Genomic DNA, 13,311 nt, shown 5'->3' with positions numbered 1-13,311 from the left:
CAGGCTACCCGTGCCTAGAGGACATCGTCGAAAAAGCCGCCGCTGGTCGACGAAGTCCCACTGGCACCGGTGCGCCATGTCTGCTGCGGCTGCTGCTGTGCCTGTTGTACTGGCTGTGAAACGGGCTGAGAAGGGCCTGGTGAAGGGTTGACTCTGCTCGGCGCCTCGACAGGGGTTGGCCCGCCAATGGCTCCTGGTCCAGCGCCAAGCGGCGAAGCAGTCTCATCATCGAGATCCATCCACTCGGGGCGTTCACGCTGCATGCGCTTATCGTGGAGGCGGCAGAACTGGAATGCGATCTCGATGAGCAAGACCAGTGAACCAGCCAGTACCACCATCGAGAAAGGATCCTGGCCTGGGGTGACGAAGGCGGCGAAGATCATCACGATGACGATGACGATACGCCGCTTATCCTTGACATGCTCATATTCGAGCACGCCGATGAGATTGAGTGACACGATAAGCAGTGGGATCTCAAAGCTGATGCCAAAGATAAGCAGCAGGGCCAAGAGAAAGTAGAAATAGCGCTCACCGGTCAGGGCCGCTGTTTGATACTCGGCGCCGATACCCATGAGGAATTCCAAGCCCACGGACAAGATGAAATAGGCCAGCACGGCACCGGCAACGAATAGGCCGACTGCGGCGCTGACAAAACTCAACGTGTAGCGGCGCTCATTCTTATGGAGACCAGGCACAACGAAGGCCCAGACCTGATACAGCCACACCGGAGAGGACAATACAGTGCCAGCCAAGGCACCTACTTTTAGGCGCAACAGGAGCATTTCAAACGGGCTGGTGGCCAATAGTCGGCACTCGCCGTCCGCACTGAAGGAGGCGCGCTTATCTGGGGGCAACGCACAATACGGCTCTCGTAGAATTTCGCCCAACGGAGACAGCCCGAATGGCGCTCGTTGGTACCAAATGAACCCAATGATGGCCCCGACGACAACCGCCAACACGGAAATAATGATGCGGCGGCGCAGCTCCTGCAGGTGCTCCACCAAGGTCATCTCCCCGGTAGGGTTCTTCTGCTTGCGCGAAAAACGCAGCTTACCCTTCACGCTCTTGCTTGCCTTCTGGGGAGATAGAGGCTGTGACTGTGACGACATCAGTGTGGCTCTTTCAACGCAAAGAAGCGAACACTTCCCTACTGCACAGATTGCGGGTGCATATCCGCGCGCTGCAGGGGTGTTCGCGCGACGACAGGTTAGGGGCGTTTACTGCTGAGTATTGGTGTTGTTCTGCTGGCCCGGCTGCATGTCTGGTCGGTTCCAGAATTCCTCATCGGACTGCTGCTTCTGGTTCAGCTGCGCTTGAGACTGAGAACGCTGGGCATCCTCGGAATGCATCTCATTGACCTCAGACTTGAAGATGCGCGCGGAACGGCCAATAGAGCGTGCCAATTCCGGCAACTTCTTTGCACCGAATAGCAAGACGATGGCAAGAACGATTAGGCCAATTTCCATAGGTCCTAGGCTCATGGAGAAACCTCTTTCAACTAGTGCACCAGCATGCCGGGAAGCATCACCGCCGGCTTATTTGCCAGCGAGCAGGCGCAGTAAACGGGCAAGTAACTGGCTACAGAGTATAGCCGCTCAATGCGGTGTTTCCTCGCTCCGCAATGAGGTTTACCACGGATTGAGGAGCCACTACCCGCAACCTATCAGCTTGACCCAAAGCAAAGCGAATAAGCCAATCCACTGATCCCATTGGCATCGTCGCAGCTACTTCCCCATTTCCTAAGTCTTCACCCAAGCGCATATCGTAATACTCAGCCAGCCACGTGAATTCTTGGTTAATTGCTAGTTGCACGGTGTCCCCATCTCCCAAATTAAAGGGTGAAGAGGCATCAAAGTCGAGTTCCTTCAGGTGTGGCTGAGCCTTCTCCTCCGTGAGGCGAGCGTTTCTAATGCGGTCGATGCGGAAGGTGCGATGCGCTTGCTTTGCTTCCTCCCAAGCGGCCAAGTAGGGCTCGGAATCAACGATGAAGATGCGGGCTGGATCCACCACCCTCTCGGATTCAGCATTTGAGGAAGCGCTCCAGTAACGCAGGCGTACCCGCTTTCTCTCATTGATTGCTTGGGTCAAAAGCGCCTGGATATCAGTCTCTTCAGGGGCTGGAGTAGACAGCGACTCATAGATGGCGACTGTCTTTTCATCCATGATGCCGCGCAGCTTAGCTGCGGCGGATTCGACGGCATGGGCGTCGATTAGCCCTGGCATCGCCTGCAAAGATTCCAGGGTAAGGAGCAAAGCACCGGCCTCCGTCGGGGTAAGGCGCAGCGCCTGGCTCAAGCCCTGATCGTTGTGAATGGTTACCCCATCGCGATAACTGAAGGTGAGATCAATGAGATCTTCGGTATTGCGCCCCGTGCCGGAGCAAAAGAGGCGATCGAGAGCTTCCTTCAGCTCGCCGGGATCCATGCCTAAGTCTTTGGCCGCTTCCATAGGCGTCTTGTCGGGGTGATTTTTGAAGTATGGAATCAGGTTTAAAGAGCGCACGAGCGCCTGAAGCTTTAGTGATCCGTCAGCCATGACTAGCCTTCCTCCTGCGATTGTGACGCTTTATGCAAAAGGGAGATGACTTCTTGGCGGATCCCGGCTGGTTCGAGCACCTGTACCTCTGGGGCATAGCCGGCCGCAGTCCGCACGAGCCAATCCTTATCCACCTTGTGCAACAACACCGTGCCATCGGTTTGTTGCTCGCCGGAATCTAAAAGCTCGCGCGCCTGCCCGTCAGGGATAACGAGGCGCGCATCGACTTTTTCCCCTCGTTGCAATGCACGCTCTACCAACACCTGCAGGTCTTCAGTTGGATTGGGGTGCTCCGCGGGATCGTGCGAGCGTTTGATGTCAGAGACGCGGAGGCCGCGAAAGACGCGCGGTTCGTTGCGGTCCACATCGAATCCTACGAGGTAGATGCGGCTGTCCCGGTTGACCACTCCCCAAGGGTCCATTACACGGCGTACCGGCTCAGTAGCAGGATTGGCACGGTAGGAAAACGTGATGCGTACCTGATTGCGCACCGCAGCGAGAACCGAGGTAATGATTTCCGGGGCAAGTCGCGTGATGTCATTGACCGCCGTATATACCGGTGCGCCTGCGAGGTTGCGCGATGCGCCGCTGGCGGCAATTTTGGTCCAACCGGACAAGGAGAAATCGCTCAGGCCTCCGGTGGTACCCACTCCCCCTGCAATGCCTAAAACCATGGCCTCCTCAGGGGAAAATTCTACCGGCGGCAGCTGGTAGCTACTCGCGTCGAGGCGATAGCGCGCCCCGTCTTCGCTACCGGAATGAACAATGGGCACCCCGGCGCGCTGGAGGGTTGCGATATCTCGTGCCAGCGATTTGGCGAAGGCTTCGTCTGACTTATCGCCGTATCCTGCCACATGACTGCGAATCCAGGCGGCGGTGCGATCCGGGCTGCCGCCGGAATTGGCGGCGCCCTGTAGCGCGAAAGAGAGGTTGGTGAGTCTTTCTACCGCTTCATCATGCCGTTTCGGCGCGGGGTTGTGTGCTGCCACGTGGTGTGTTGTCTCCCTGGTGCGGCTCGTGTGCTTCTAGCTGTGGTGTAGACGCATATAGTCTAGCAACGCCTCGACCCGATCATCGTCGGCCACGAAGGGGTTAAGTAGCTCCTCGGTGCGCGGCTCTGGGCGGTTGACCTTAAGGCGCGTCCAGTCAACGGTGACGTTGGCCCCAAGGCTACGGGCAGCGGCAAGGAACTGCCCACGCAGCGCGGCGCGGGTGGTCGGTGGTGCTGTGTCGATGGCAAGTTCGATGTCGGCGTCCGAAATCCACCGGTCAATAAGTCCCTTGCGCAGCAAGACATGGTAGAGCCCGCGGCTCGGACGGATATCGTGATAGGTCATATCAATCTGGGCGAGCTTGGGGTGGCCCCAGTGACCGCCCAGCCGTGCGCGGTAGCGCTCGAGCAGTCCCAATTTAATGACCCAGTCGATTTCTCGATCCACGCCGGAGAAGTCTTGAGTCTCAATGGCGTGCAGCATGCGCTGCCAAAGATCCACCACGCGCCGCATTTCTGCCGTGGGAGTGCCGGCGTCTTCCCGCTTGTCCAACCACTGGCTCGCGCGCTGGCATAGTTGCTGCTGGACCTCGAGTGCGGTGACGGATCCCCCTCCTGTGAGCGGCAGTTCGGTCGAGCCCGTCATATCACGTGCGATGGCGCGGATATGGTGAATTGGCTTGTCGATGTCGAACTCCGGCAACTCAAATCCAGCCTCCAGCATCTCCAACATGAGCAGCGTGGAGCCAACTTTTAGCGCCATAGTGGGCTCGGCCATGGAGGAGTCCCCCACGATGACGTGCATGCGGCGGAAACGCTTGGAATCGCCGTGCGGTTCATCCCGGGTATTGATGATGGGACGCGAGCGGGTGGTGGCAGAAGACACGCCTTCCCAGACCTGGTCTGCGCGTTGTGAGAGCAGGAATTGGGCAGGCTTATCGCCCTTAGCGGGCTGGATCATGCCGGCACCGCAGATGAGCTGGCGGGTAATAAGGAACGGAAGGAGCGCCAGCCCCAAATCCTTGAGCACCATGTGGCGGCTGATGAGGTAGTTTTCGTGGCAGCCAAAAGAATTGCCGGCTGAATCCACATTGTTTTTAAACAGGTACACCGCGCGCGGGTGTCCCTCGGCAGCAAAGGTTTGCTCCGCTCTTTCGCCCAGCCGGTTGACTATCGCATCGCCGGCGCATTCATAGGCCAGAAGCTGGCTTAAGCTATCACACTCGGCGGTGGCTACCTCGGGGTGAGAGCCGACATCGAGGTACAGGCGGCTGGCATTGGTAGAAAAGATATTGGACGAGGAATGCTCCTTGACGATGGGCCGGAAAAGCACGCGCGCCACTTCATCGGGGCTCAAGGCGCGTTCTCCTGGGCCCGCGCTGGTGGTTAAGCCATATTCCGTCTCGATGCCCATGATGCGACGGGCAAAGACGGGGCGCTGGTCACTCACCCTTACTGCCCGCCCTTTTGGACATAAGATCGCACGAATTCCTCGGCGTTGTTTTCTAGCAGGCCATCGATCTCATCGAGCAATTCATCGGTACCGGTGGTATTAATGCTTAGCTGCGTGGAGGTAAATTCCTCATCGCCGGTGGAGTCATCGCCGTCGTTACCGCCGGTGACCTGCGACTGGTGGGTTGACATGATATGAACGTCCTTTCCTTCGCTTCTGCCTCGATGTCTGACTATTAGTTACGGTACTCGGGCTGAATCCCGCTGTCAGTGAGTCCCTGGAGGAGATCCTCCACCGTACGTGCGGTGTCGATGATCTCCTCGCACTGGGCGCGGGTCAGACCGGTGGTCTCATCCATCGGAACCGTGGCCCAAGGTGCCGCGGTTGCCTCGCCAACCCGCACCGTAAGGCTTTGCCAGCTCGCAGCAATGATGTCCTCGCCGAATTTCTGCGTCACTCGGCCGCGGAAATACGCGCGGGTGTCCTCTGGCGGAATGGTAGCGGCGTTTTCAACTTCTGCAGCGCTAAAGAGCTGCCGCATCTGGCCTTTACGCACCAGCGCGTGGTGTAGCGATTTGGCAGGATCAATCTCCGCGTATTGCAGGTCAATCAGGCGCAGCTTCGGGTCTGCCGGATCGATACCACGGTCGAGGTAGCCCTTGATCAAGCGATATTTCGCCACCCAATCCAAAAGGTGTGCGGCCTGCATCGGATCTTCCGCAAGAAGCGCGACTGCCTCGTCCCAGACCGCGAGCACCTTGTGGTCTGCGTCGGTGCGTGGGGTGACGCGAGCGCGGTATTCGGCGAGGATTTCTAGGGCGGTGAGCTGGCGGGCGTCGGCAAGCTCGAGGCGATGTTGAAGGGAGAGATCGCGGCTGACGCGGGGGACCTCCGCCACGGCATCCTGCAAGCGGAGATCGCTAAAGTCCACACCGTGCTCAATCGCATCGAGCACCAGCGAGGTCATGCCCAGTTTGAGTAGCGTGGAGGTCTGCGACATATTCGCGTCTCCGATGATGACGTGGAGGCGCCCATAGTCCGCGTGCACCGCATGCGGCTCGTCGCGGGTATTGATGATACCGCGATTGAGGGTGGTCTCCAGCGAAATTTCCTGCTCAATATAGTCAGCACGCTGGGAGATCTGGAATCCCGGCTCCTCGCCAAACTCGCCGATCCCCATGCGCCCGGCGCCGATGACTACCTGGCGGGCCACGAAAAACGGGATAAGGGCCTGCGCCATAGTGTCAAAGTCCGTGGCACGGGAGTACTGATAGTTCTCGTGCGAGCCATAAGACGCGCCCTTGCCGTCCACGTTGTTTTTGTAGAAGCGCAAGGCAGGGCACGGGTCATGGTTAGCAAGGACGGACTTTCCTTGCGCGCTCAGCCCCGCTACGGACGCGGCGGCTTGCAGGAGCGTGGCGTCACCTGCGGCGTCGTAAAGCGTGGCGTCCCAAGCATTAGTGCATTCCGGCGCGGAATATTCTGGGTGGGCGTGGTCCACATAGAAGCGCGCGCCATTGGCCGTGACCACATTGGCCACACCGATGGCGTTGGGATCCACCACGGGCACGGTGTGGTAGCGCTTGAGATCGAATCCGCGAGAATCGCGCAGCGGGTGCTCCTCTGCAAAGTCCCACCGCGAGCGCGCCCCAGTGTGCAGCGCGGCATACGCTACCACCGCGTGCGTGGACGAAATGATGGGCGAATATTCCGGCAGCTCCGGGGTGGCAATGCCGTACTCGGTCTCGGTGCCTACTACGCGACTCATGCGCTCCTCCTTGCAGTCAGTAGCTCCACCCGTTCTACGCGGGCTCCAGCATGGTCTTGGGAGATGATCTTGGTCCACTCCTCCGGGTTGGTAGAGGTGGGCACGTACTCGGATTCGGCCCGCTCGGCCGCGATGGCCTGGAGCAGATGCTGCTTGGCGATGCCCCCACGGCGCCCGCCTATCCCCTTCTCACTGCCCGCACGCTGTTCCAGTTCGTCCTTAATAGCCAGCTTTTTGGCGCGGGAGAGGATATTGGCAATCATCGCGCCGGAGACAAAGTCCCGGTAGTGCAAAATTTCGCGCTCGCCGCTGGAAAAGTGCAGCTGCACAAAGGGGCGATCGGCATAGAGCTCATCCACCGCGGCGCCGATGAGTTCCTCTAGCGTGCCCTGGTGTGGCACGGATTGTGCAAAGTGGCGGGCAAATATCTCGCGGGCGCCCTCTTTATTCGGCCGGTTGACCCGGATCTTGATATCCAGCCGGCCGGGACGCATGATGGCGGGATCGATGAGCTCCTCACGGTTGGTCGCGCCGATGACTATCACATTGGATAGGCTTTCTACTCCGTCGAGTTCTGTGAGTAGCTGCGGCACCACCGTGGTTTCCATATCCGAAGATACGCCTGAGCCACGGGTGCGGAAGATTGATTCCATCTCATCAAAAAAGATGACCACCGGCTTATCAGAGCTCAGCTGGGCTAATTCACGAGCGCGCTCGAAGATGAGGCGAATGCGGCGTTCCGTCTCTCCTACATACTTATTGAGTAACTCTGGGCCCTTGATATTGAGGAAGTAGCTCGACCCATCACTGCCCAACTGCTGCGCTAAAGAATGGGCCACGGCCTTGGCAATGAGCGTCTTACCGCACCCCGGAGGGCCATAGAGGAGGACACCCTTAGGCGGCTGTAGCTCGTATTGGTGGTAGAGGTCCGGATGGATAAACGGCAGTTCTACGGAATCGCGGATCTGGGAAATCTGCTCATCGAGCCCCCCGATGTCCTCGTAGCGCACATCAGGGACCTCCTCAAGGGAGAGCTGGGAGACTTCCGTCTTTGCCACCTTTTCCAGCGCGACGGCAGCTTTGGGATCAACCAGCACGATTTCTCCTGCTGCCACGCGGGTTTCCTCGCGCAGTGTCTGCGATAGCAGCACTACTTTTTCCTCGCCAGAGGAATTTGCCACGATGAGGCGTCTATCTCCTAGGCGCTCGACCACGGTGGCGAGCTCGCCGGTGCGCTCGGGTGGGCACCCTTCCACCACCACGAAGCCATCGCCCAAGCGAACCTGCTGGCCGGCCACTAGGCTGCCTGGTTCCACATTGGGCGAGACTTTAAGCTGCATCACGCGGCCGTTGGTGTAGACCTCCGCGGTGGTTCCCACCTCGCTGTGGGTAGGCGAATAGCCTAAGAAAACGCCGTAGGTCGATGCCGGCTCAGCCAGCGCGTTAAGCTCCGCAAAAAGCTGTTCCAGCTTCCCACGCGATTCTTTTAATAAGCCCGCCAACTTCTGATTGCGGGCAGCAAGCTGGCTGATCTGCCGCTTATAGTCCGTGGCTTCATCCATGCCCACTACTCTAACGCGACCCAGTCGGCGAAAGAGGGGACTTGCGCTTTAAATTCTAGGTGCTGAGGTGAGCCGATTTCCAGCTTTACTTGCGGGCACGGCGTTGCGGGCGGGGCGGAGTGACGCCATCGGCCAAGCGCCGGGTCCAGATAAGGAAGGCGGTATGCGCATTCATACGGTGCTCCGGGCGCGTAGCCAGGCCTTCGACCTTCCATTCGCGCACCAGCGATTCCCACGCCTTAGGCTCGGTAAAGCACTTGAGCTCGCGGATTCCTTCCATGACCTTCATCAACTGCGGCACCGTTGCTACGTAGGTCATGAACACACCACCGGGGATGAGGAGATCGCGCACGGTCTCCAGGTGCTCCCAGGGCTCGAGCATATCGAGGATTACGCGGTCTACCGGCCCACCCAAGTCCTCGGCGGTGACGTCTCCTAAATCGCCGAGTCGCGGCGACCACCACTCGGGCTGCTCACCAAAATATTCCTTGACGTTATCGACCGCATACTCAAGGTGGTCATCGCGCACCTCATAGGAATACACATGACCTTCTGGACCCACGGCGCGCAGCAGGGACATAGACAATGCACCCGAACCGGCGCCGGCCTCGAGCACGCGCGCGCCCATGAAGATATCGCCCTCTACCAAAATCTGCGCCGCATCCTTGGGATAGATCACCGCAGCACCACGCGGCATCGACAGCACGTGGTCCACCATCAGGTGGCGGAAAAGGAGGAAGGAGGAGCCAAGGGTGGACTCGATAACTGAGCCTTCGTCCATGCCCACGATGTCATCATGGTTAATGATGCCCTTGTGGGAGTGGAACTGGCCTCTTTCTTCCAGAATGACCGTGTAATGGCGCCGCTTGGCGTCGGTAAGCTGCACGCGGTCGCCGTAGGCAAAGGGGCCGGAATAAGCCATGTCTCAAGACTCCTCGAGGTTGCGGTTACTATCCCACCAAGTATGCCTCAAGTGCCTGCGCGAGCCATACTTGGTCCCGCTCGCCTACCATTTCACGCGCCGAGTGCATAGACAGCATGGGCACGCCCACATCGACGGTATCGATGCCCAAACGCGTCGCTGTAATGGGACCAATGGTCGAGCCACAGGGCACATCATTATTGCCCACAAACCGCTGCACCGGCACACCTGCCTTCTCGCATGCTGCTTCCCATAACGCCACCGTGGTGGCATCGGAGGCATAGCGCTGATTGCCATTGATCTTGGTCACTGGACCCTTGCCGATGATCGGATGGTGCGTGGGATCGTGCTTGCCCACGTAGTTCGGGTGCACCGAATGCGCGGCATCGGCCGAGACACAGCTCGAGCGGGAAAACATCTGGAAGCGTTCCTCCTCGTTGGCACCCAGCGCCCGCGCTGTGCGGGTGAGTACATCCGCTAGGATGGGACCGCCCGCACCGTAGCGCGAGCTGGAGCCCACTTCCTCGTGGTCAAAGGCCATCATGACCAAGACATCCTTGCCCTGATAGCCTTGGGCGGCCTTCTTCATCGCCGCTAGCGAGGCGTATACAGACGACAGGTTATCCATGCGGCCAGCCGCAATGAACTGCTTGCCGGCGCCAAAGACTTCGCCGCGAGCGGCATCGGCCGTAATCAGGTTAAAGGAAGCAATATCCTGCTTGGCGACGCCCACCTTCTCCCCCACTACCTGCACGATGGACGCCTCTGGGTCACCGACGCTCAAAATTGGCTGCATGTTGTGCTGGCGGTCCGGCTTAAACTCATCCTTGCGGTAGAGGTGAATGGCAAGCGACGGCAGGCGCAGCACTGGGCCAGTATTGACTAGGTGCCGCGTGCCATCCTTGCTAATGATCTGCCCGGCTACGGTCAGCTCTCGGTCAAACCAGGTATGCAGTAGCGCCCCGCCATAGATCTCTACTGCCACCTGTTGCCAGCCGGCCGCGGAAAAGTCCGGCGTGGGTTTAAGAACCAAGCCTGGCGAGTCCGTATGCGACCCCACGATGCGGAAAGCAGAATTCTTATCCGCGCCCTCTGGCACGTACCACGCCGCTACCGCGCCGCCGCGCACCATAACGTGGCCGCCAGGTGCAGCGGACCACTGCGTTCCCTCATCCTGTACCTCAAATCCCGCCTCGCACAACTGGCGGGATACCTCATCGGCAGCGTGGTACGAAGAAGGAGAAGCAGCAATGAAATCTAGGAAATCTGCGGTATAACTCATACCTCCTAGCTTGCCACGAATCGCGCGGCGATAGGCTAGATACACCATGGCTACTTCATCTACACCCCGCCCACTCGCCCTGTCGCCCTCGCGCGCCTCCGACTATAAGCAGTGCCCGCTGCTCTATCGCTTCCGCGCCATTGACAAGTTGCCCGAGCCCAAGACCATCGCGCAGGTCAAAGGAACCCTCGTGCACGCCGTGCTGGAAGAGATGCACAAGCTACCGCGCGACGAGCGGACCTATCCTGCCGCGGTAAAGATGATTAAACCTTCCTGGGCAGAGATGACCGCCAAAGACGAGGAACTTTTAGAGCTCGTGCCAGAAGCAGACACCTACGACTTCTTCGTCGCTGCCAGGGAACTGCTCAAAGGCTATTTCCAGATGGAAAATCCACAAGGTTTTGATTGCCAAGAAACAGAGATGTACGTCAATACGGTCCTTCCCAATGGCGTCCCCGTCCGTGGCTTCATCGACCGCGTGGACCGCGCCCCAACCGGCGAGATCCGAGTCGTGGATTATAAAACCGGCAAGAAGCCACTTCCCCGCTATTCCCACGATGCACAGTTCCAGATGCGCTTTTATGCGCTAGTCTACTGGCGCATTCTAGGCACCATTCCCCACCAGTTGCGCCTAATGTACCTCAAGGTCTTGGACTCGATGTTTCTTAGCCCAAACCGTGAGGAGCTCGAATACTTCGAGCGCGATCTCGGCGAGCTGTGGGCAAAGATTGAGGCCGACGGGCGCGCCGGGAACTTCCGTCCGAAGCCATCCAAGCTCTGCGGCTGGTGCGCCCACCAGGATCTCTGCCCGGAGTTTGGCGGCACTCCGCCGCAGTACCCGGGCTGGCCGGGTTCCGCGGCAGATACAAAGGACTAGCGCCCCACCTGCCTAGAAAAGGCCCGAAATGGTGCCCTGCTTATCGACATCGATATTATTGGCCGCAGGCTTCTTCGGCAGCCCCGGCATCGTCATGACGTTGCCCGTGAGCACGACGACAAACCCCGAACCGGTGCGCGGCAGCAATTCGCGCACATGCAGCGTATGGCCTTCCGGCGCCCCCAGAGCAGAGGCATCATCGCTGAAGGAATACTGCGTCTTAGAGATGACCACCGGCAGCTTGTCCCAGCCATTGTCCTGTATATACTTCAGATCCTTGAGCGCCTTTGCCCCGTATTCCACACGGTCTGCGCGATAGATCTCGCGCGCGATGGTTTCGATAGAGGCCTCGATTCCCTCCTGCGGATCGTAGAGCTGCTTGGCTCCGCCCTGCAGGTTCTCCAGCAAGGTCTCTGCCAGCTTGGTAGCGCCCTCGCCGCCCTCGGACCACACATTGGCTTCCTCCAAGGCCACTCCGAAGCCTTCGGCCCACTGCCGCATGAACTCGCGTTCTGCTTCGGTATCGGACCAAAAGAGGTTGAGCGCTACTACCGGCTTGATCCCGAACTTGCGCAGGTTTTCTACGTGTCGCTCTAGGTTGACTATGCCCGCCTTGAGGGCATCCAGGTTTTCCTCGGTGAGTTTATCCTTCGCCACACCGCCGTTGTATTTCTGCGAGCGGATGGTGGCAACGACCACGGCGCCAGCAACATCTAGGTCGCCAAAGCGCGCCTTGATGTCTACGAACTTTTCTCCGCCTAGGTCGGAACCGAACCCAGCCTCGCTTAAGACGATATCGCCGAATTGCAGTGCGGTGTGGGTTGCCAGTAGGGAGTTGCAGCCGTGCGCGATATTGGCGAAAGGACCACCGTGCACCAAGGCCGGCACGCCGCCAAGGGTCTGTACAAGGTTGGGGTTGAGGGCATCACGCATGAGCGCCGCGAGCGCACCTTCCGCATTCAAATCACGCGCAGTAACAGGGCGCTGATCATAGGTGAAGCCGATGGTGATATCGCCGAGGCGCTTCTTTAGGTCCTCGAGGTTCGTGGCCAAGCACAAGATAGCCATGATTTCGGAGGCCGCGGTAATGGTGAAGCCGGTTTCTGCAGGCACACCATGAGCTGGCCCGCCTAGACCGGTCACCACGTTTCGCAGGGCACGGTCATTGACGTCCATGCACCGCTGCCATGTCACGCGCCGCGGGTCGATGCCCAAGGCGTTGCCTTGATGGATGTGGTTATCAATGATGGCGGCCAGGGTGTTGGTTGCAGAGGTAATGGCATGAAAATCGCCGGTGAAGTGAAGATTGATGTCTTCCATGGGGACAATCTGTGCATAGCCGCCGCCAGCCGCGCCGCCCTTAATACCCATCACTGGTCCCTGGGAGGGCTCCCGCAGGGCAACGATGGCCTTCTTGCCCAACTGATCAAGGGCGTCGGTAAGGCCGATGAGCACGGTGGATTTTCCCTCGCCGGCAGGTGTGGGCGATACACCGGTGACAAGCACCAGCTTGCCCTGGTTTTCCTTGGAATAGTCCACCTTGGTGAAATCGACTTTGGCTTTGGTATTGCCAAAAGGAATTACGGCGTCGGCAGGAATGCCCGCCTTGGCTGCGACCTCTGCAATCGGCTGCAATTGGTGGGCTTGGGCAATTTCAACATCGGATGGCTGAGTAGTCATGACCTAAGCCTACCGAGCGGCGGAGTTAAATAGTGCTCATTTAGACAAGAAAGTGAAATGGATTAACAAGCCCACTGATGCAGCAATCAAAAAGGCGCCCCTTTAGGGGCGCCCGGCGGAATCAAGCGGTGGATGCGCCACGCTTGAATAGTTCGTTAAGTATTTCACGTGGGGTTGCGCCGCCGAGGATTTGTCGGGGTGTTTCGTTGAGCTCATTTTGCACCCACGCGACATGTTCGGG

At 58.9% G+C, this 13,311-nt stretch carries 12 protein-coding genes and 1 pseudogene; 1 reads left to right on the top strand and 12 read right to left on the bottom strand.

Features of this window, described 5'->3' with window-relative positions; translation table 11 throughout:
- Positions 1 to 14 precede the first annotated feature (14 nt).
- From tatC to QP934_RS06515, 10 genes are all read right to left on the bottom strand, one after another.
- Complete coding sequence (gene tatC, locus QP934_RS06560; RefSeq protein WP_419127125.1) at positions 15 to 1,109, bottom strand: twin-arginine translocase subunit TatC; 1,095 nt, start codon at positions 1,107 to 1,109, stop codon at positions 15 to 17.
- Positions 1,110 to 1,217: 108 nt separating this feature from the next.
- Positions 1,218 to 1,481 carry a Sec-independent protein translocase subunit TatA gene (gene tatA, locus QP934_RS06555; RefSeq protein ID WP_005324774.1) on the bottom strand — a complete coding sequence of 88 codons (264 nt, stop codon included), beginning with the start codon at positions 1,479 to 1,481 and terminating at the stop codon, positions 1,218 to 1,220.
- A gap of 97 nt (positions 1,482 to 1,578) precedes the next feature.
- Positions 1,579 to 2,535: a helix-turn-helix transcriptional regulator gene (locus QP934_RS06550; RefSeq protein WP_419127124.1), complete on the bottom strand. Its 957-nt coding sequence runs from the start codon at positions 2,533 to 2,535 to the stop codon at positions 1,579 to 1,581.
- Between the two features lie 2 nt (positions 2,536 to 2,537).
- Entirely contained in the window at positions 2,538 to 3,524 is a 987-nt protein-coding gene (locus tag QP934_RS06545) for a helix-turn-helix transcriptional regulator (protein WP_419127123.1), read from the bottom strand.
- Positions 3,525 to 3,560: 36 nt separating this feature from the next.
- Entirely contained in the window at positions 3,561 to 4,940 is a 1,380-nt protein-coding gene (gene pafA, locus QP934_RS06540; protein ID WP_419127153.1) for a Pup--protein ligase, read from the bottom strand.
- 38 nt (positions 4,941 to 4,978) lie between these two features.
- Positions 4,979 to 5,170 (bottom strand): ubiquitin-like protein Pup, encoded by a 192-nt coding sequence (locus QP934_RS06535; RefSeq protein WP_419127122.1) that lies wholly within the window; start codon positions 5,168 to 5,170, stop codon positions 4,979 to 4,981.
- Positions 5,171 to 5,214: 44 nt separating this feature from the next.
- On the bottom strand, positions 5,215 to 6,747 hold the full coding sequence (dop, locus tag QP934_RS06530) for a depupylase/deamidase Dop (RefSeq protein ID WP_419127121.1): 1,533 nt from the start codon (positions 6,745 to 6,747) through the stop codon (positions 5,215 to 5,217).
- The gene (gene arc / locus QP934_RS06525) at positions 6,744 to 8,309 is read right to left on the bottom strand and encodes a proteasome ATPase (protein ID WP_419127120.1); all 1,566 of its coding nucleotides are present in this window, start codon (positions 8,307 to 8,309) and stop codon (positions 6,744 to 6,746) included. Before arc ends, dop begins: the two co-directional genes overlap by 4 nt.
- A gap of 85 nt (positions 8,310 to 8,394) precedes the next feature.
- Positions 8,395 to 9,231: a tRNA (adenine-N1)-methyltransferase gene (locus tag QP934_RS06520; RefSeq protein WP_419127119.1), complete on the bottom strand. Its 837-nt coding sequence runs from the start codon at positions 9,229 to 9,231 to the stop codon at positions 8,395 to 8,397.
- Positions 9,232 to 9,259: 28 nt separating this feature from the next.
- The gene (locus tag QP934_RS06515) at positions 9,260 to 10,513 is read right to left on the bottom strand and encodes a M18 family aminopeptidase (RefSeq protein ID WP_419127118.1); all 1,254 of its coding nucleotides are present in this window, start codon (positions 10,511 to 10,513) and stop codon (positions 9,260 to 9,262) included.
- A gap of 46 nt (positions 10,514 to 10,559) precedes the next feature.
- Here QP934_RS06515 and QP934_RS06510 point away from each other — a divergent pair, with 46 nt between their 5' ends.
- On the top strand, positions 10,560 to 11,390 hold the full coding sequence (locus tag QP934_RS06510) for a RecB family exonuclease (protein WP_419127117.1): 831 nt from the start codon (positions 10,560 to 10,562) through the stop codon (positions 11,388 to 11,390).
- Between the two features lie 12 nt (positions 11,391 to 11,402).
- On the opposite strand, the gene QP934_RS06505 is transcribed toward QP934_RS06510, so the two are convergent.
- Together QP934_RS06505 and QP934_RS06500 are read right to left on the bottom strand one after the other, a co-directional pair.
- Positions 11,403 to 13,070 carry a formate--tetrahydrofolate ligase gene (locus tag QP934_RS06505; protein WP_419127116.1) on the bottom strand — a complete coding sequence of 556 codons (1,668 nt, stop codon included), beginning with the start codon at positions 13,068 to 13,070 and terminating at the stop codon, positions 11,403 to 11,405.
- A 121-nt stretch (positions 13,071 to 13,191) separates the two neighbouring features.
- Positions 13,192 to 13,311: pseudogene (locus QP934_RS06500) on the bottom strand (IS30 family transposase); the annotation flags it as partial.

Source organism: Corynebacterium sp. MSK122, from assembly GCF_030229435.2.
Lineage (GTDB): Bacteria > Actinomycetota > Actinomycetes > Mycobacteriales > Mycobacteriaceae > Corynebacterium > Corynebacterium marquesiae.
Note: the sequence above shows the minus strand (reverse complement) of the source record. Positions and strands in the feature narration are given on the sequence as shown.